Here is a 15,544-nt window from a genome sequence, read left to right on the forward strand (position 1 = left end):
GCTGTACCGGCCTCATCGCTGGCAAGCCAGCTCCCACAGTGGATCTGTGTACGCCAGACTTGTGGGAGCTGGCCTTGCCAGCGATCGAGCGCGCAGCGGTCGCAATTCAGGCAACACTGATGTGCTGGCTGTACCGCCCTCATCGCGGGTCGAGCCCGCTCCCACAGTGGATCTGTGTACACCGGACCTGTGGGAGCTGGCCTTGCCAGCGATCGAGCGCAAAGCGGTCGTAATCCAGGCAACACCTGATGTGCTGGCTGGACCGGCCTCTAGCCACAATCCTGATTCGCGCTTACTATAAGCCCAACTCGTATTACCGCGGCTGCTGAACCCGGTACTCACGAGGACAAGATCATGGAAAGAACCCGCGCCTGGAGACGCTCACAGGCCCGTAAAAGTGGCAGAAGCAAAGCGGTGTATCCGCTGGAATTCAAGCCCGAAAAGAACTGGAAGCTGCTGTACACCCGCGCCGACAAGTTGATACGGGCACGCCAACTCGGCATGAGCTACCCCATCCGCTCCACCCGCCAACTGTTGGATCAAGAGTGACTAACCTCCTGTTCGTCTGCAGCCGCAACCAATGGCGCAGCCCTACTGCAGAAGCGCTCTGGCGCCGCCGCCCCGGCTTCGATGCCCGGTCGGCGGGCACCAGCCCGAATGCGCGCAAACCCATCGGCCCAGCGGATATTCGCTGGGCCGATGTGATTTTTGTCATGGAACGCAAACACCAGAATCGCCTGCAGGCACAATACGCGCGGCTGCTGGAGCATAAGCGGGTTTACACGCTGGATATTCCAGATGATTTTCGCTACATGGACCCGGAGTTGGTCGCCATCCTTGAGGAGACGGTCGCGTCCTGTCTTGCTATCTAGGATGGGTGCGTAAACGCCAGCAACCGTTCCTCGCGTCAGTTGGTGCGGCCAATCACTTTAATCTGCGTCAGCCCCATCAGCCCGGCTTGCTCCAGAGTCTCGTCGGGCGTCGCATCGGCATTAGGCTTGCACTGTATTGGCCAAACGCAATCGCGTTATGATCAGCCGATCTGAACCGGACGTGCCTGCCTATGCCCGTTGACCTCCAAGCGCTCTATCCCAAACTGATCCATCTGATGCTGGACACGGTCTTCGTGGTCGACAGGGATAACCAGATTGTATTTGTCAGCGATGCCTGCGAGGCGCTGCTCGGTTACTCTGCCGGCGAGCTGACCGGTACGCCGATCACCGACTACATCCATCCTGACGACCTGGCGGTGACACGGGCCTCCATTGTCCGGGTCATGAATGGTCAATCCCACGTCGATTTCCGCAACCGTTACATCCGCAAGGATGGCGGTGTCGTACATATCCTGTGGGCGGCCTTCTGGTCCGAGGAAGTGGGTGCGCGAATCGGCGTTGCGCGGGACGTGACAGCCCTCAGGCAAGCCGAGGATGAATTACGCTTCCTGGCCCATCATGATCCACTGACGGCACTGACCAACCGCGCGCTTTTCAATGATCGGCTGGAGTCGGCCGTTCGCGCGGCACACCGCCACCAGAGCACACTGGCGTTGCTGTTTCTGGACATCAATGACTTCAAGGGCATTAATGATGTCCATGGGCATGCCATGGGTGACCGGATCCTCTGCATGATTGCACGGCGGTTGGAAGGCTGCGTGCGCGAGACCGACACAGTGGCCCGGATGGGGGGTGATGAATTCACTGTGCTGTTGCCGGATATCCAGTCGCAGGACGACGTTTACGCCAAGGTGGAGCAGATTCTCGCGGCCATGACCGAGCCCCTGGGCGCAGAATTTGGCGGGTTCACAATGCCGTCCTGCAGCGTGGGCGTGGCCTTTTACCCCAAGGACGCAGAGAATGCCGATACGCTGCTCAGCCATGCGGATGGCGATATGTACCGGATCAAAAAACAACGCTCCGCACAGCGGATAGTGTTCAAGCATTTACAAGCCGAGTAACAACGTGAATCGTCAAAAGAAAATAAAGCAGCTGTTAAAGGCTCACGCCAAAAAGGCCAGTGCCAAATTAGCGCCTAAAAGCAAGCCTAAATACATCAGCAAAGCCGACCGTCTAAAATTAGCGGCCGAAACAGATCAAGAGCTTTTGCCCGAGCCCCATCAAGCTGGATAGAAAATGAGAAAAATCTTCACCCCTGTCTTTATCGCACTTCTGGGCCTGCACGGCTGCGCGGAGATGCCCGATTACTCGAACGTTGATCCCCTCGTACCCGGTGATGACGCTCGTTACACCATCATCGAAACCGACACTTACGCAGGCAGAGCCCAGCGCCATTACGCCGACCTCCAGCCTGACTTGAACATCATAAAGATCAACGACAAAAAGGTCGGAAACATCCCGTTCTCTACCTATTACTACAAGAATGACTCGCCCCAGCGCGCGATCCTCAAGCCGGGCACCTACACCGTTCAGCTGGAGTACCGACTGCCTCAGCACTTCATGTTTGCGGATCTGGAGTTTGAAGGTAAGCCGGGCCAAAAGATAATCGCCCGCACGCAGTACGTTGGTCTCAATCGCCTGGAGGTATGGATGGAGGATGCAGCTACCGACGAGATCGTCAGTAAGCGTGTGCGCTGATCGCACCCGAATCGCCGATTGTCAGTCGATCTTACCCCCTGCCCTCACGCCTCCACGAACTCATGCATCAAGTTCGGCAAACACTTCTGCTCTGGTCGTGACCTGACGGAAATGATGCTTCCACAGATCGATGCCCAACCGACCTGACCGGTCCAGGGATGAGCCGACGGTCAGGTCGGTAACCAGCGTGGGCGTGAGCCCTGCATCGAACAGGGCAAACCCGGCGGCGAGCACGCAGGTTTCGGTCTGCAGGCCACAAACCAGCACGCGCTCGGCGCCGAGCTGCCTGATGTACTCGATGGTTTCAGCGGTCTGTCCGTAGCCGTGCTTTACAAATACTTTGTCGGCCTCGACCAGGCTTTCGTCTTCGGCCGCAGGATGCCAGCCGAGTTGCTTTTCAAACGGCGTCACCTGCTCATCATGCAACTCGACCGAGGCAACCGTCAGAATCCGCTCTGACAACGCCCGCACACCATCGACCAGCCACTCGGGTGGACTGAATGTGGACTGCACATCAACGATTAGCAAAACCTGCCGCATACACTTCTCTCGAGCATTGACCAATGGTGCGGAGTATATCGCCCCGAGGTGGATTATTTAGCGCTGTTTGCCTGCCCAATGGCCACGCGCTTTCAGGGTCGCGGACAAAAACAGCAGCGCGCGTTGAAAGACCGGGTGGCACTCGGCAAGGGGCAGATGCTCGAGCGATGCCCAGAAGAACGCGAAAGCGTGGCCATGGTCATCGAGCGTCTGATGAGTCCACTGCTCAGGCAACGGTCCGCTCGCCTCGCACAGTTGAAACGACCACACCTGACCAAGATGCCCGGCATCCCAACACCCCAGGTCGTCCGCGATGGTGGCGCAATTGATACCAGACTCTTCCGCCAATTCCCGCAGCGCTGCCTGACCCACTGTTTCATCTTTTTCAATGCTGCCCTTTACCAGTTGCACACCCGCCAGCGGATGACGAAACAAGAGGATCCTCGGGCGCAGCGTGGATGAAAGCACTACTGCGCAGGCCTTGTCGGGGAGCATGGCGATTTCCTTGTCGGCAAAAACGGCTGGGCATCATACGCCAGGAGCACCATGTGGGTGCTGGCTTGCCAGCGATCGAGCGCGCAGCGGCCGCAATCCAGACACTGCCTGATGAGCGGACTGTACCGGCCTCATCGCGGGTCAAGCCCGCTCCCACAGTTGCTCGGGGTACGCCGCTCAGGCGCATTTTTTTAACAGCGGCGCCGTAGAACTTTTCTCTGTTTATCGGTCTATTTGGATACGTTCAATCGTCATTCAGAGGTTGTCTTCGCTCATGAAATTCCATGCCCCACGGATGCTGCTCGTTGCCCTGTTCGCATTCGCGGCAGTGGGCTCGGCATCGGCAACGCAGATGAAGACCTCAACCCCGGTTCTGGCTCCTGAAGTTCCGGCCACCCGGACTGCCGAAACCCCCTGGCCGAGCCTGGCCAGCATGACCGACAAGCAACCAGGGCCGTTGCTGGCCCATGATGACCGCTACCGGCATGACCACCGTTGGCATGATCGCAGGGACGACTGGCGCCGCGAAAACTGGCGCAGGGAACAATGGCGCCGAGAACAAGCCCGCCGCGAAGCCGAGCGCCATCGTTATTGGGAACGCCACCATGATCGGGCCATGCGTTACCGTTACGAGGACGATCGCCGCTACTATCGTCGCTAGGACGTGCCCGGGGTGTATTTGATCCAGCCGATGGTCCGCGTCATCGCTGCGCAGCAATCTCGACGTAGCTCGACTCCCCGTCCCCCGACAACCAACCCCATACGAAGCTCAGCGTAGCTCCCACAGGGGCCAGAATCGCGGTACCGACACTCAAGCTCTGCAATCCGCAGCCGATACCCCTTGAACAAGTATGGACACTACGGGTACAGAGCATGACCCCAATCAATGCAGGAGTGCGCATCGCCCCCGCCTACACGGCCCCCCAGCCGGCCCCGGCAAGTGCTGGCAGCAGCCGCGCCGAGCAAGCTGCGGCAACGCCGAGCACCACCGTCAGCCTGGGCCAAAGCCCTCGTAGCGACGATACCGCGACCTATTCGTCCCGCGGAACCCTCACGGTGCCGTTGCGCTACGTGCTGGAAAACGACAGCCTGAACAAGCTGAGCATGAACATGATGATCGGTGTTCAGTCCAGCGCTATCGGTTCGCGCTTCAACGGGCTCGGCGCAGCGTTGGTGAATCAATTGGTAGGCAACGGCGGCCAGTCGTTCACACAATCGGTGTTTGCCTTCGCCGACGGCGCGCAGCCAAGCGCCGAAACACTGAGAATCCAGGGCAATAACCTGCGCCAACACCCGGCCAATGCCGTGAACCTGAGCCTGACCACCGCCTCCGGAGCGACCGTCACGCTGTCCCTGGCCAGCGGCGAGCAAGGCCTGGCAGTCAGCGCCGAGGTGCAGGGCGGCCAGCTCACCAGCGATGAGCTCAAGGGCCTGGCGTCACTGGCCGACAGTTTCCAGGGGACCATCAACGGCCTGAGCGAGCAGCCTCCTCGCCTGCAGCTGGGCAAGCTGGCCACGCTCGACCCGGCCCTGTTCAGCGCGCTGCAAATGAATGCCAAGCTGGACACGGTAAATGGCGAACAGCTGTCCTTCGACCTGGCCCTGGACGACAGCGCACGCAAACTCAGCCTGCAGGGCCCCGCCGGCAACGTGCAGTTGAACCTCGACACCCGCGACACCTCGCTGCTGGGTAAAAGCGCCCAGCGCCAGGCGGCGATCAGCAATTACCTGAGCCAGTTCGATGCGGCGCAGGGCCGCGGCAAAGGCGACGAGAACCTGGTGAGCCTGCTCAAGGACGCTTTCGTTCAGCTCAACAGCGCCGACGACATCGCCAGGCCAGCGACCGGCCGCATCCCGCTGCTGGCAGCCAAAGACACAGCCCTGCTCAGCGGCCTGGCCGACTTCAGCGCCTCGATCAGCCAGACAAGCCAGCAGCCCAACTCGCTGCGCCCGACCGAGCTGGATCGCTTCGACTACAAAGTGTCCCAGTCAACCACGATCAGTGGTGCGTCGCCGGCGAACCGCTCGGTGCAACAGGATCAGCAGGCGAGCCTCACGGCCGCCTACCACACCAGCCTCAACCCGCAGATGTCGATGCTCGAGGCCATGGCGACGCAGAACTACCGTTACCACGAGATCAGCGACCAATCGAGCTCCAGCACGCGTTTGCGCTACGACAAAAATAGCCTGGTGGAAGCCAGCGTCAGCCAACAGGCCAGTCGCAATGAACGTGTGCGCTCGTACGCCGAGGGCGTGCTGGAAAGCGACGTGAGCACACCGGCGTCGGTCTCCGAATCGCGCAACCTGCTTGGCCTGCTCACTGACCTGTTCGAACGCGAGCGCATCTCCCAGCGTGACCGCGGCGTATCGATCCTGGAAGCACAGTTGCAATCGCAACGCAGCCAGTGGCAGTTGCAGTCCGATCCGGCGCTGATCCGCCCTCGGGATGCCCAGCAGTAAACCCGCTTACGCCAGCAGCTCGGTGATCCACCGGGCTTGCCGGGCGACTTGCTGAACCTTGTCCTCGGGCACGCTGTGCCGCGCCCGGGCGAAGCTCGCCAGGGTCTGCTGCTTGCGCTGCAGGATGCTCTGCCACTTGGCCAGGAACGCCGGGTTGCGGGCCTGCATCTGCAGCGGGCCGAAGTACAGCTGTTCGGCGCTGTAGGTCACCGGGCCGTCCCGCTCGGCGACGATGATTTCGTAGTCGAAGCGGTTTTCCCGCAGCAGTTCCTCGCCGACGATACGGTAACCGTTGTCCATCAACCATTGGCGCAGCGGCTGCTCGCCGCCGTTGGGTTGCAGGATCAGCCGCTCCTGGCCGCTCAGGCGTGCCTTGCCAGCCTCGAGAATGTCACGGATGGTCTCCCCGCCCATGCCGCAGATGCTGATCGCGGTGATGCCGTCTGCCGGCTCGATCGCCGCCAGGCCATTGGCCAGGCGCACGCTGACCTGCTGCTCCAGGTCGTTGTCGCGCACGGTGCGTTGGGCTGCGTTGAACGGGGTCATCGCCACCTCGCCAGCCACGGCAGTTGCGATGACGCCCCGACGCATCAAGGCCACCGGCAGGTAGGCGTGATCCGAGCCGATATCGGCCAGGCGCGCACCGTCTGGCACATGCGCCGCCACGCGCTCCAGGCGCATGGACAATGTCTGTTCGTTCAACTGCAGCCCCTTTTCACCTGCAACGTCCGGCGCTGCTGGCCGGATCGGGGGCGATTCTGGCGGGCATTGCGGTGCATTTCAAGCGATCGGCAGCTACCCGGCCCGGCGGTCATGCCGGGCCCGCGCCGAAACGCAATGCGCTAAGTCGAAACCTGCTCGAGGAAGATCAGTTCCAGGGGTGCTGCGAGCAGCGCTGCGCTGGCAGCCGCAAAGTTCTGGAAGTACGGCATAGCGAAGTGTGCATCGAGCGCCGCTTGATCCTTGAAGGCTTCGCGCATATAGAACGTGCCCGGTTCGTCCCGGCGTTCGAACAGTACATAGTCAAGGTTGCCCGGCTCCGCCCGGGTAGGTTCGATCAGCGCCACCAGCGCCTCTTTCAACACTTGCTGTTTACCGGTTGCAGCCTTGAGTACCGCGATCGATACCAGGTGTTTCTCATGTTCAGTCATCATCAATGCTCCACTGTTCAGGTCAGGCCAAAGGCAATCCGGTCGTTACAGAAAGGTAAACAGCGACTCGGCCGGCAACCTTGACTTGGGCAGGCCGGCGTTGAAGTCATCGCTGCTGTGGTAGCCAAGGCTGACCAGCACCAGGCTGGTAAAGCCCTGGTCACGCAGCCCCAGCTCTGCGTCCAGCATCTTGCTGTCGAAGCCCTCCATGGGCGTGGCGTCAACGCCCAGGGCGGCCGCGCCCAGCAACAGCGTGCCCAGTGCCAGGTACGTTTGCTTTTCCATCCAGTGCTGCAAGTCTTTCTGGTCAAAGCGATGCAGGTCGACGTAGCCACGTCGGCTGCGGTCCTGCCCTGCCCTCGCCTCGGCATTGTGAAAACGTCCATCCGCAGCTTCCTGGGCCAGTACCGCCTGCAGGTGGTCGTCGGGCATGTGGGTCCGCGTGCAGAAGACAATGACGTGGGAAGCATTGAGGATTTTTGCCTGGTTGTAGGCAAACCCGCCGTCAGTGCTTTTGGCCACCCGGGCGCGCTGCGGCTGCGTCTGGGCGATGACGAAATGCCAGGGCTGGGAGTTCACCGAAGAAGGGCTGTTGCGCAGTTGTTCAAGCAAGGCTTGCACGGTGGCGGCAGGTATTTTGCGGGCGGCATCGAAGGCCTTGGTGGTGTAGCGGCGTTGAGCCAAGCTGACGAGATCCATGGGTTACTCCTGGTTGAAAAAGCAGGAACGAAGGGTGCGCCTTCCCTGGGGCAAAGAAAAACCGGCAGAATGCGCCAACACTTTCACTGCAGGAGTGAAAATGATCCGTATCGATGATCTGGGCATGTTTGTCCGCAGCGCTGCCCTTGGCAGCTTTACCGCCGCCGCGCTCGAGGCAGATTTACTGCCAGGCCAGGTGGCGGCGGCGATCAAGCGCCTTGAGCGCGAACTTGATGTGCGCCTGTTTGCCCGCACCACCCGCAGCCTGCGCCTGACGGCCGAAGGCGAGCAGTACCTGCCCACCGCGGTGTCGGTGCTGGAGACCCTCAAGCAAGGGCGCGAGAGCCTGCGCGGTGATAATGCGCCGCTGCGCGGGGTGCTGCAGATTGCAGCGCCGTCGGACCTGGGGCGCAATATTCTGCTGCCCTGGCTTTCGGCGTTTCGACGCGAGCACCCGCAGCTGAACCTGCGCTTTTTTCTCTCTGACCAGATTGCCGACCTGTTTCGCGACCCGGTGGATGTCGCCATTCGCTATGGGCTCAATGGTGACGCCAACTACGTTGCGCTACCGCTGGCGCCGTGGAATCGGCGGGTGCTGGTAGCCTCGCCGGATTACCTCAGACGCAATGGCAGCCCACGGGTACCGGCAGATTTGCTCAGTCATGCGTGTTTGCTTTACCTGCAGAACGGCCGCGTGTTTGACAAGTGGCGGGTAGGCGCGCAGACGGTCCAGGTGTCCGGGCCGCTGTTCAGTGACGACGCCGATGTCGCCCGGCGCTGGGCGGTTGAGGGTGAAGGGATTGCCTTCAAGTCCTGGCTGGATGTCAGTGCCGATGTGCTGGCCGGGCGTCTGCTGGTGCTGTTGCAGGACCATCCTGGCGAGGCCTTGCCGTTGAGTCTGGTCTGCCCGCACCGCAAACAGGTCTCGCCTGCGGTGTCACGGCTGCATGGGTGGCTGGCCAATCAGTTCGAGTCGTTGAAGCCGATTTGAGGCCTTCCTGTGAACCATAGAATCTCCCACAGCTCGCACCTGCTTTTCAGGTAGCCGCCGCAGCCTTATCCTTGCGCACTTTGCTCGCTGACTTTCGGGAGTTGCAATGTACATTGATGTACCCCGCCGCCTGGTGTTCTTCGATAAAAGCGACAGCATTCGCCCCGCCTGCCTGACCCAGTACGATCCGGACACCGGTGCATTGACCCACCCCGTCGGTACCCAGGCCGACGACAGGGTTTGCGACATCTCTCACGATGGCCGGCGCATGGCCCTGCAAGGCACCGATTGGCGGGTGGTGCGCGGCGCCAGTCGCTCGCGCCTGAGCTTTCTTGAAGATCGCACGGCGCTGCATGAAACCGACAGGTTCCTGGCGTACTGGTCGCACCTGGACCCCAACGGCCGGTACGCGCTGGTCGGGGTCGGCAACGATAAAAAGCGCCCGGTGGTCATCGACCTGGACAGCGGCGAATGCAGCGAACCGATCGCCCGTAATGTCGATGCCCGGTTTGGTTGCATCGACCCCGTGCAAGGCAAACTCTGGGCACCCGATGAGCGGGCCAGCAACAGTGTGCTGACGGTTGATTGCGCCAGTGGCGAGATCAACAAGATCACCCTGGCGCTGGACGCCAAGGTCAGAAGCCTGCGCTTTTCCCGTGATGGTCAATACCTGTTTGTCACCGGTGAAAACAACCGCCTGCTGTGCTGCGATCGCAACGGCGCGACATTGTGGTCCAGGGACATCGGCGAATATGGTCAGGTAGGCGCCGGGACAATCCTGTTCAATGAATCCGCTACTCACCTGTGCCTGCCGATCTCGGCGACGCAGCGTTCGAACTGGGGTGAAGACATCATCCTTGCGGCTGACAGCGGCCAGATCGAGACCACGGTTGTACGCCACAAAGGCCCACCCGGCCGGCTCGCCGCTGACTGGTTCGGCGATCAGTTGCTGACCCACCGTCTGGAGGTCGTGGACTTTTTCAGCGGTGCGGTCGTCGATGTGCTTGATCTGACCAGCCCCCTCCCCTCGGATAGCCCCATTTGAGAATGCCCAACATGCTTGTACTGCCAAAGGGAGAGCGCCACGGGGTACGAGTATCCCCGCGCTGGCCGTCCTCTGAAGTAGCCATCGATGAAGAAACTTTCCATAAGTTGATTGAGGCCCAATCAACGCTGCCACCCGACATTGAGCTGTTGCTGGTGCGCGGGTATGAAAACAAAAACAGCCATCTGGGTTCGTTCAGAACGCTCTCACGCTGGCTGGGCATCAAGGTGTTCTGCGCCTGCTACCCCGGTCGCAAGGATGAAGTCGGCGAGATATTTGGCTCCAATGGACATGACGTGGATGGCTCACATGTCGATGTCTCCATTGTGTTAAAGGGAAAAAGGCTGCGCTTCCTGCCCTTTGGCGTCTTTACCTCGCTGACTCGCCAGCGCGCACGCGCAGCGCACTACCTGGTGGTTATCGATAGGGTCAAAGACGCATTAAAACAATGCGGCTTTGACATCCATCGAAACGAAACAGAGAGCATGCAGATCCATTGCGACTACAAACCTCAGAAGTCGTAACGCACATTCATCATCACATTGCGCGGCGGCCCGTAGTGCCCGTAGCTCCCGGAAAACCCGGCGTAGTACTTCTCGTCGAGCAGGTTGTTGAGGTTCAGCGTGGTGGAAAGATGATCGCTAAGCCGGTAGCGCGCCATCAGGTTGAGCACGGCGTAATCATCCTGGCCGACGCGGCTGTTGTAGCGGCTGAAGTACAGCGAGTTGCTGGAGTTCCAGCTGGCACCGCCGCCGAGGGTCAGGCGCTGCCATTGACCGGGTAGCTGGTAGGTGGTCCACAGCCGGAAGGTGTCCAGCGGCAGCTGGGCGGTCAGGCGCTGGCCTTCGGCGTCTTCGGTGCGCGAGTGGCTGAAGCCAGCCTGCAGCTCCCAACCCGGGGCGAGTTCGCCAGCCAGTTCCAGGTCAATGCCCTTGGTCTTGGCGCCGCTCACCGCGCGGTAGGCGTCCTGATCGGTGCCCGGCACGGTGTAGCCGGCATCCAGTTCGGCGACGTTGTCGCGCTTGATCATGTAACCGGCGATGTTGGCGTTGAGCCGGCCGTCGTAGAACTCGCCCTTCCAACCCAACTCATAGTTTTTACCCACCACCGGCTCAAGCACCTTGCCGCTGCGGTCCTGGCTCGACTGCGGCTTGAAGATGTCGGTGTAGCTGACGTAGATCGACTGCTCGGGCGTCAGGTCATAGACCACGCCAGCGTAGGGCGTGACTTCGCCGCGTTCGGTCATGCTGTAGTCCAGGACGTAGCCGGAAGCCAGGCTCTTGGAATAGTAGTGATAGCGGTAATTGCTGGCGCGGGCACCGAGGATCAGGTGCAGGCTGTCACTGAGGTTGAAGCGCCCGGCGACGAAGTAGCCGCTCTGGCGCGTGTCGACGTCGTAGTCCAGCGCCGGGGTGAAGCCGTCCTTGTCGGGCTTGGGCAGTTCGTTGTTCCAGTGGTTGAAGTCGACGATGGCCGAGCGCCCGGTGGTCGCGTAGTGGTGGTTGACGTAGTCGAGGTAGTTGGCCCCGACGATAAGCTCATGGCTGTTGCCGAACAGTTCGAACGGGCCCTGCAGGGTGGCATCGATGGCCTTCTGATGCTGGGTGGCTTCGGACCAGCCCTGGCTGATGGTGGCATTACCTTCGGGGGTGATGTACGACATGCCGGTCGAACTCTGGTAGGAGCCGCTGCGGGTATCGCGATCGACATCCATGAAGGTGCCCGCGACTTTCAGCTGCCAGTCGTTGGCCAATTGCTGTTCGAGCGCCAGGCTGTAGTTGTTGGTGTCGAAACGGTCCGAGGCCCAGCGTGCGCCGGAACTGGTATCGCGGGAGAAGTCCGTCGCCTGGCCGTTGGTGAACATGATCGGCACACCCTGGCCGCCCGTTGGCCGGTAGCGCTGGTGATCGATGCTCAGGCGCACCAGGGTGCTGTCGCTGAGGTCGACTTCGAGCGCTCCGTAAAGGATGTCGCGGTCCTGCTGGTACCAGTCCATGAAGGTATCGTTGAGCTGCTTGGCCGCGACCATGCGCCCGCGCAGGTTGCCGGTCGGCGTCAGCGGCCCGGAGACGTCCGCTTCCAGGCGCTTGAAATCCCAGGAGCCGATACCGCCCTGCACATAGGCCTGGAACTCGCGGGTCGGGCGCTTGCGGATCACGTTGACCACGCCGCTGGGGTCGCCCGCGCCGGTCATCAGCCCGGTGGCGCCGCGCACCACTTCCACCCGGTCGTAGATGGCCATGTCGAGCAAGGTGCTGGGCATGGTGCGGGTCTGGTTTTCCTGGTAAGTGGTGACGCCGTCGAACTGGTAGGTGTTGATGGCGCTGCCGCGCGAATAGATGTTGAAGCGCTCGCCGCCATCCTGGGACATGGTCACGCCGGGGGTCTGGTTGAGCACATCGGACATGTTGCGCAGCTGTTGGTCATCCATGCGCTGGCGGGTGACGACGCTGATCGACTGCGGCGTTTCGCGGATTGACAGGTTCATCTTGGTGGCAGTGCTGGTCGAGCCGCTGGTGTAGGAGCCGGTACCTTCGGTGGTGGCACCCAGGCCTGCTGCGCTGACACTGGTCGCACCCAGTTCAAGGGCGCCGGCCTCGCTGGCCCGGGGGATCAGGCGATAGCGCCCCTGCCCCATTACCAGCGGCTGCAGGCCGGTGCCGGCAATCAGCTGCGCCAGCGCCTGGTCGACGCCGAACTGGCCGCGCAGCCCGGGGCTCTGCAGGCCATTGGACAACTGCGAGTCGACGGCAACCATCACCCCGGCTTGCTGGCCAAATTGCCCAAGTACGCGGTCGAGGCTCCCCGGGGCGATGTCATAACTGCGCACACCGGCCTGCTCCGCGATCACCTGGGCAGCAATTGCGGTTTGGTTGAAGGACACCAGGGTAAAACCAAGCATCAGGGTGCGTACAGCAGTGGCAAGGGGGGTAAGGCGACAACGCATCGAGGCAATCCTTGGAAAGCAGGGGTGGGCATGGCGCTGGCAGTGCAGCGCTTTCCCTTGTCTTGATGCGCGAAGCGACAAAACCTGCCAACGCCAATGAAAATTATTTCAGGCGGGCACGACACTGGCCCAATAGCCCAGCACGCGCTGGACGCGAACAGGCAAGACCTGGGTGATCAGCTCAAGACTGGCGTCGGGTTGATCGATGGAGAACGAGCCGCTGACCTGCAGCCCGGTAATTCGCGGATCGCAACGCAGCACGCCGGGGCGATAGCGGTCGAGCTCGGCCAGCAGCTCGCCGAGCGGCATGCGTTGCGCAACCAGCAGCCCCTGGGTCCAGGCCTCCGCGCCCACAGCCAGCGGCACCAACGGGCCGGCCCGGGAGCTGCTGTACAGCTGTTGCCAGCTGGCCTCCAGGGCGACGCGCGCGCCTTGCCCGTGCTCGACCTGCGCCGCCCCCTTGAGCACCTGCACCAGGGTGCCAGTGGATTGTTGGCTGACCAGCAGGCGCGACAGCGTCGCCGGCCGAACCCGGGCATCAGCGGTGCGCAGGCTGACACTGGCACCCTGCTCCACCTCCAGCAGCACTCGTCCACGGTTGAGGGTCAGCACCCGGTCGCCGTCCACCACGTCACTGTCCAGGGCGCTGCGGGTATCCAGTTGCAACGCCAGCCCCGAGGCGAGGCTCCAGTGTCGGCGCTCGCCGGTGGCGGTCCCGTAGTCGCTGAACAGGGTCGGCAGCACTGTGCGTTGCTGTACCCCGTAACCAGTGGCTATCAGCACGCCACCGGCAGCCAGGCTCTTGAGCACTGCCCTTCGCGAGGGCAGCGAACGTGCCTCAAGCAGGCTACGCGCACCAGCCGCCGACAGGCCGCGGGTGCCTTCACGAAGGCCCTGGCTGATGCCCGTGAGCCGCTGCCAGGCCAGTTCATGGGCCGCGCTTTCCTGGCGCCAGCGCTGGCAGGCGAGCTGCTCGGCGTCGCTGCTCACACCCGATTGCAGGCGCACCATCCACAACATGGCCTGTTCGAGGATTTGCGGATCGAGACACGGCTCGTGTGCGGTCAACGGCTTCATTCGCCATGCACTGCGGCATAGCAATGCCGATAGGCCTTGAGCATGGCCTTCTGCACGACATTGACGGTCAGGCCCAGGCGCTCGGCGATCTGCGGGTAGGTCAGGCCGTCGAGCTGGGACAGCAAAAACACTTCACGCACCCGGTTGGCCAGGCCATCGAGCACCTGGCCCACCGCGTCCAGCGCCTCGAGCACCAGCACCCGGGTTTCTTCCGAAGGCTGATGCTGCGGCTCAAGCTGAGCCAGGCTTTGCAGATAAGCGCGCTCCAGGGCCTGGCGGCGAAAATGCTGCAGGCACAGGCGGCTGGCGATGGTGCCCAGGTAGGCCCGGGGTTCGCGCAGCAACGGCGGCATCTCGCTGCGAAGGAGTTTTACGAAGGTGTCCTGTGCGAGGTCCAGCGCTTGTTCGCGATTGCCCAGTTTGCGCCGGAGCATGGCCACTACCCAGCTGTGATGCTGGAGATACAGCGCGCCGACATCGTGGGGGCTGGATGGGGACATGGACGGGATCTCCTGGCAGCTAAGGAAATCCGTGCATGGTAATACTTCTCATTCATTGACTACTACAGGTTTTGCTTTGCCGACCGTTTCGCGGGGCAAGGCCCGCTCCCACAGGTTCGGCGCAAGGCCTGTAGGAGCGGGCTTGACCCGCGATGATTTCAGCGGCGGCTGATGACCACCTCCAGGTACTCGCTCGGCACCACCAGCGACGCACCTCCCGCCACGTTGTTGTCGTTCAACAGCTGGGTCAGATCGCGTTCCAGCGCGCTGGCCTTGTCGCTTTCCAACGATGCAAACGCCTTGTGTACCGGCCCGTACCAGGTCCTGAACACTTCGATGAAATGCGCCGCCGAACGATAGCGAAAATTGAAGTGCTCGCGGCTGACCTTGATCGAACCGATGTCGTCGCCGAACAGGCTATGCAACTGTTCTTCATCCCCCCAGCGTGAGGGCGGTTGCGCACCGGCAGGTGGCGGCACATGGCGGCCGAGGGTCTTGAACATCTGGCCGATAAACCCTTGCGGGGTCCAGTTGGCCAGGCCGATACGGCCGCCCGAGCGGCACACGCGGCCCAGTTCCTTCGCCGCTTGCGCCTGGTCGGGGGCGAACATCACGCCGAAGGTCGATAACACCACATCGAAGGCGCCGTCCTGAAACGGCAAGGCCTCAACATCGGCGACCTGAAACACGACATTCAGACGTTCGGCGCGGGCGCGCTCTTCGCCGCGCTTGAGCAGTTCGGGCACATAATCGGTGGAGGTGACCTGGCAGCCGCGGCGTGCGGCGGCCAGGGTGACATTGCCGTTGCCGGCCGCGACATCCAGGACCTTTTCGTCCCAGCGCAAGTCGCAGGCTTCGGCCAGGTGTTCACCGACCAGCTGCAAGGTGGTACCGATCACCGCGTAGTCGCCACTGGCCCACGTCGCCTGCTGGCGCGCTTTCAAAGCATTCAAATCCAGGGGTGTGCTCATGGTCTGCACCTGATGAGGTTGTTCACACGAACAATCAGCTAAACCCCAACCCGATCATCCGGCAAGGGCCGCCGTTT

Annotated in this window: 19 protein-coding genes; 10 read left to right on the plus strand and 9 right to left on the minus strand. The window is 61.9% G+C overall.

The genetic code is table 11. The annotated features are described in order from the left end of the window. The first annotated feature begins 354 nt into the window (after window positions 1-354). The 5 genes from ABM562_RS20545 (at window position 355) to ABM562_RS20565 (ending at window position 2,591) form a co-directional block, all read left to right on the plus strand. Window positions 355-549 (plus strand): hypothetical protein, encoded by a 195-nt coding sequence (locus ABM562_RS20545; protein ID WP_115087317.1) that lies wholly within the window; start codon window positions 355-357, stop codon window positions 547-549. Beyond that, on the plus strand, window positions 546-872 hold the full coding sequence (locus ABM562_RS20550; RefSeq protein WP_115087318.1) for a low molecular weight protein tyrosine phosphatase family protein: 327 nt from the start codon (window positions 546-548) through the stop codon (window positions 870-872). The genes ABM562_RS20545 and ABM562_RS20550 overlap by 4 nt, the downstream gene beginning before the upstream one ends. Before the next feature lie 191 nt (window positions 873-1,063). Next, window positions 1,064-1,954 carry a diguanylate cyclase domain-containing protein gene (locus tag ABM562_RS20555; protein WP_460423140.1) on the plus strand — a complete coding sequence of 297 codons (891 nt, stop codon included), beginning with the start codon at window positions 1,064-1,066 and terminating at the stop codon, window positions 1,952-1,954. A 4-nt stretch (window positions 1,955-1,958) separates the two neighbouring features. Then, complete coding sequence (locus tag ABM562_RS20560) at window positions 1,959-2,126, plus strand: DUF2986 domain-containing protein (protein WP_115087322.1); 168 nt, start codon at window positions 1,959-1,961, stop codon at window positions 2,124-2,126. 3 nt (window positions 2,127-2,129) lie between these two features. Next, window positions 2,130-2,591, plus strand: a complete 462-nt coding sequence (locus ABM562_RS20565) for a hypothetical protein (RefSeq protein WP_460423142.1) — start codon at window positions 2,130-2,132, stop codon at window positions 2,589-2,591. A gap of 60 nt (window positions 2,592-2,651) precedes the next feature. Here ABM562_RS20565 and ABM562_RS20570 read toward each other — a convergent pair whose 3' ends face one another. Next, on the minus strand, window positions 2,652-3,131 hold the full coding sequence (locus ABM562_RS20570) for an isochorismatase family protein (protein ID WP_460423144.1): 480 nt from the start codon (window positions 3,129-3,131) through the stop codon (window positions 2,652-2,654). A 57-nt stretch (window positions 3,132-3,188) separates the two neighbouring features. Beyond that, complete coding sequence (locus tag ABM562_RS20575; RefSeq protein WP_115087328.1) at window positions 3,189-3,626, minus strand: NUDIX hydrolase; 438 nt, start codon at window positions 3,624-3,626, stop codon at window positions 3,189-3,191. 274 nt (window positions 3,627-3,900) lie between these two features. On the opposite strand from ABM562_RS20575, the gene ABM562_RS20580 reads away from it, so the two are divergent. Together ABM562_RS20580 and ABM562_RS20585 are read left to right on the plus strand one after the other, a co-directional pair. Further along, entirely contained in the window at window positions 3,901-4,287 is a 387-nt protein-coding gene (locus ABM562_RS20580; RefSeq protein WP_115087330.1) for a hypothetical protein, read from the plus strand. A 212-nt stretch (window positions 4,288-4,499) separates the two neighbouring features. After that, window positions 4,500-6,086 (plus strand): hypothetical protein, encoded by a 1,587-nt coding sequence (locus tag ABM562_RS20585; RefSeq protein ID WP_460423147.1) that lies wholly within the window; start codon window positions 4,500-4,502, stop codon window positions 6,084-6,086. Between the two features lie 6 nt (window positions 6,087-6,092). Here the strand turns inward: ABM562_RS20585 and ABM562_RS20590 are convergent, their stop codons facing one another. From ABM562_RS20590 to nfsB, 3 genes are all read right to left on the minus strand, one after another. After that, window positions 6,093-6,788, minus strand: a complete 696-nt coding sequence (locus ABM562_RS20590; RefSeq protein ID WP_460423149.1) for a tRNA (adenine(22)-N(1))-methyltransferase — start codon at window positions 6,786-6,788, stop codon at window positions 6,093-6,095. A gap of 140 nt (window positions 6,789-6,928) precedes the next feature. Then, entirely contained in the window at window positions 6,929-7,237 is a 309-nt protein-coding gene (locus ABM562_RS20595; RefSeq protein ID WP_134062350.1) for a putative quinol monooxygenase, read from the minus strand. Between the two features lie 45 nt (window positions 7,238-7,282). Then, window positions 7,283-7,936 carry an oxygen-insensitive NAD(P)H nitroreductase gene (gene nfsB, locus ABM562_RS20600; RefSeq protein ID WP_115087336.1) on the minus strand — a complete coding sequence of 218 codons (654 nt, stop codon included), beginning with the start codon at window positions 7,934-7,936 and terminating at the stop codon, window positions 7,283-7,285. Window positions 7,937-8,036: 100 nt separating this feature from the next. On the opposite strand from nfsB, the gene ABM562_RS20605 reads away from it, so the two are divergent. The 3 genes from ABM562_RS20605 (at window position 8,037) to ABM562_RS20615 (ending at window position 10,496) form a co-directional block, all read left to right on the plus strand. Continuing rightward, window positions 8,037-8,927 (plus strand): LysR family transcriptional regulator, encoded by an 891-nt coding sequence (locus tag ABM562_RS20605; RefSeq protein ID WP_134062272.1) that lies wholly within the window; start codon window positions 8,037-8,039, stop codon window positions 8,925-8,927. A gap of 106 nt (window positions 8,928-9,033) precedes the next feature. Continuing rightward, window positions 9,034-9,972 (plus strand): YncE family protein, encoded by a 939-nt coding sequence (locus tag ABM562_RS20610; RefSeq protein ID WP_233674712.1) that lies wholly within the window; start codon window positions 9,034-9,036, stop codon window positions 9,970-9,972. 11 nt (window positions 9,973-9,983) lie between these two features. Beyond that, complete coding sequence (locus tag ABM562_RS20615; RefSeq protein ID WP_115087665.1) at window positions 9,984-10,496, plus strand: hypothetical protein; 513 nt, start codon at window positions 9,984-9,986, stop codon at window positions 10,494-10,496. On the opposite strand, the gene ABM562_RS20620 is transcribed toward ABM562_RS20615, so the two are convergent. The 4 genes from ABM562_RS20620 to ABM562_RS20635 form a co-directional block, all read right to left on the minus strand. Further along, window positions 10,484-12,919 carry a TonB-dependent siderophore receptor gene (locus ABM562_RS20620; protein WP_115087342.1) on the minus strand — a complete coding sequence of 812 codons (2,436 nt, stop codon included), beginning with the start codon at window positions 12,917-12,919 and terminating at the stop codon, window positions 10,484-10,486. The two genes, ABM562_RS20615 and ABM562_RS20620, sit on opposite strands and share 13 nt — an antisense overlap. Before the next feature lie 108 nt (window positions 12,920-13,027). Further along, complete coding sequence (locus ABM562_RS20625; RefSeq protein ID WP_460423150.1) at window positions 13,028-13,996, minus strand: DUF4880 domain-containing protein; 969 nt, start codon at window positions 13,994-13,996, stop codon at window positions 13,028-13,030. Next, window positions 13,993-14,496, minus strand: coding sequence for a sigma-70 family RNA polymerase sigma factor (locus ABM562_RS20630; protein ID WP_115087346.1), 504 nt, complete (start codon window positions 14,494-14,496; stop codon window positions 13,993-13,995). Before ABM562_RS20630 ends, ABM562_RS20625 begins: the two co-directional genes overlap by 4 nt. Window positions 14,497-14,654: 158 nt before the next feature. After that, on the minus strand, window positions 14,655-15,467 hold the full coding sequence (locus tag ABM562_RS20635; protein ID WP_115087348.1) for a class I SAM-dependent methyltransferase: 813 nt from the start codon (window positions 15,465-15,467) through the stop codon (window positions 14,655-14,657). Window positions 15,468-15,544: the final 77 nt, after the last annotated feature.

The organism is Pseudomonas sp. ZL2, assembly GCF_054788455.1.

Coding starts and splice junctions, on each gene's coding strand:
- ABM562_RS20545 (WP_115087317.1), top strand. CDS start 355: ATGGAAAGAACCCGCGCCTGGAGACGCTCACAGGCCCGTAAAAGTGGC.
- ABM562_RS20555 (WP_460423140.1), top strand. CDS start 1,064: ATGCCCGTTGACCTCCAAGCGCTCTATCCCAAACTGATCCATCTGATG.
- ABM562_RS20565 (WP_460423142.1), top strand. CDS start 2,130: ATGAGAAAAATCTTCACCCCTGTCTTTATCGCACTTCTGGGCCTGCAC.
- ABM562_RS20570 (WP_460423144.1), bottom strand. CDS start 3,131: ATGCGGCAGGTTTTGCTAATCGTTGATGTGCAGTCCACATTCAGTCCA.
- ABM562_RS20575 (WP_115087328.1), bottom strand. CDS start 3,626: ATGCTCCCCGACAAGGCCTGCGCAGTAGTGCTTTCATCCACGCTGCGC.
- ABM562_RS20580 (WP_115087330.1), top strand. CDS start 3,901: ATGAAATTCCATGCCCCACGGATGCTGCTCGTTGCCCTGTTCGCATTC.
- ABM562_RS20585 (WP_460423147.1), top strand. CDS start 4,500: ATGACCCCAATCAATGCAGGAGTGCGCATCGCCCCCGCCTACACGGCC.
- ABM562_RS20595 (WP_134062350.1), bottom strand. CDS start 7,237: ATGACTGAACATGAGAAACACCTGGTATCGATCGCGGTACTCAAGGCT.
- nfsB (WP_115087336.1), bottom strand. CDS start 7,936: ATGGATCTCGTCAGCTTGGCTCAACGCCGCTACACCACCAAGGCCTTC.
- ABM562_RS20605 (WP_134062272.1), top strand. CDS start 8,037: ATGATCCGTATCGATGATCTGGGCATGTTTGTCCGCAGCGCTGCCCTT.
- ABM562_RS20610 (WP_233674712.1), top strand. CDS start 9,034: ATGTACATTGATGTACCCCGCCGCCTGGTGTTCTTCGATAAAAGCGAC.
- ABM562_RS20615 (WP_115087665.1), top strand. CDS start 9,984: ATGCTTGTACTGCCAAAGGGAGAGCGCCACGGGGTACGAGTATCCCCG.
- ABM562_RS20620 (WP_115087342.1), bottom strand. CDS start 12,919: ATGCGTTGTCGCCTTACCCCCCTTGCCACTGCTGTACGCACCCTGATG.
- ABM562_RS20625 (WP_460423150.1), bottom strand. CDS start 13,996: ATGAAGCCGTTGACCGCACACGAGCCGTGTCTCGATCCGCAAATCCTC.
- ABM562_RS20630 (WP_115087346.1), bottom strand. CDS start 14,496: ATGTCCCCATCCAGCCCCCACGATGTCGGCGCGCTGTATCTCCAGCAT.
- ABM562_RS20635 (WP_115087348.1), bottom strand. CDS start 15,467: ATGAGCACACCCCTGGATTTGAATGCTTTGAAAGCGCGCCAGCAGGCG.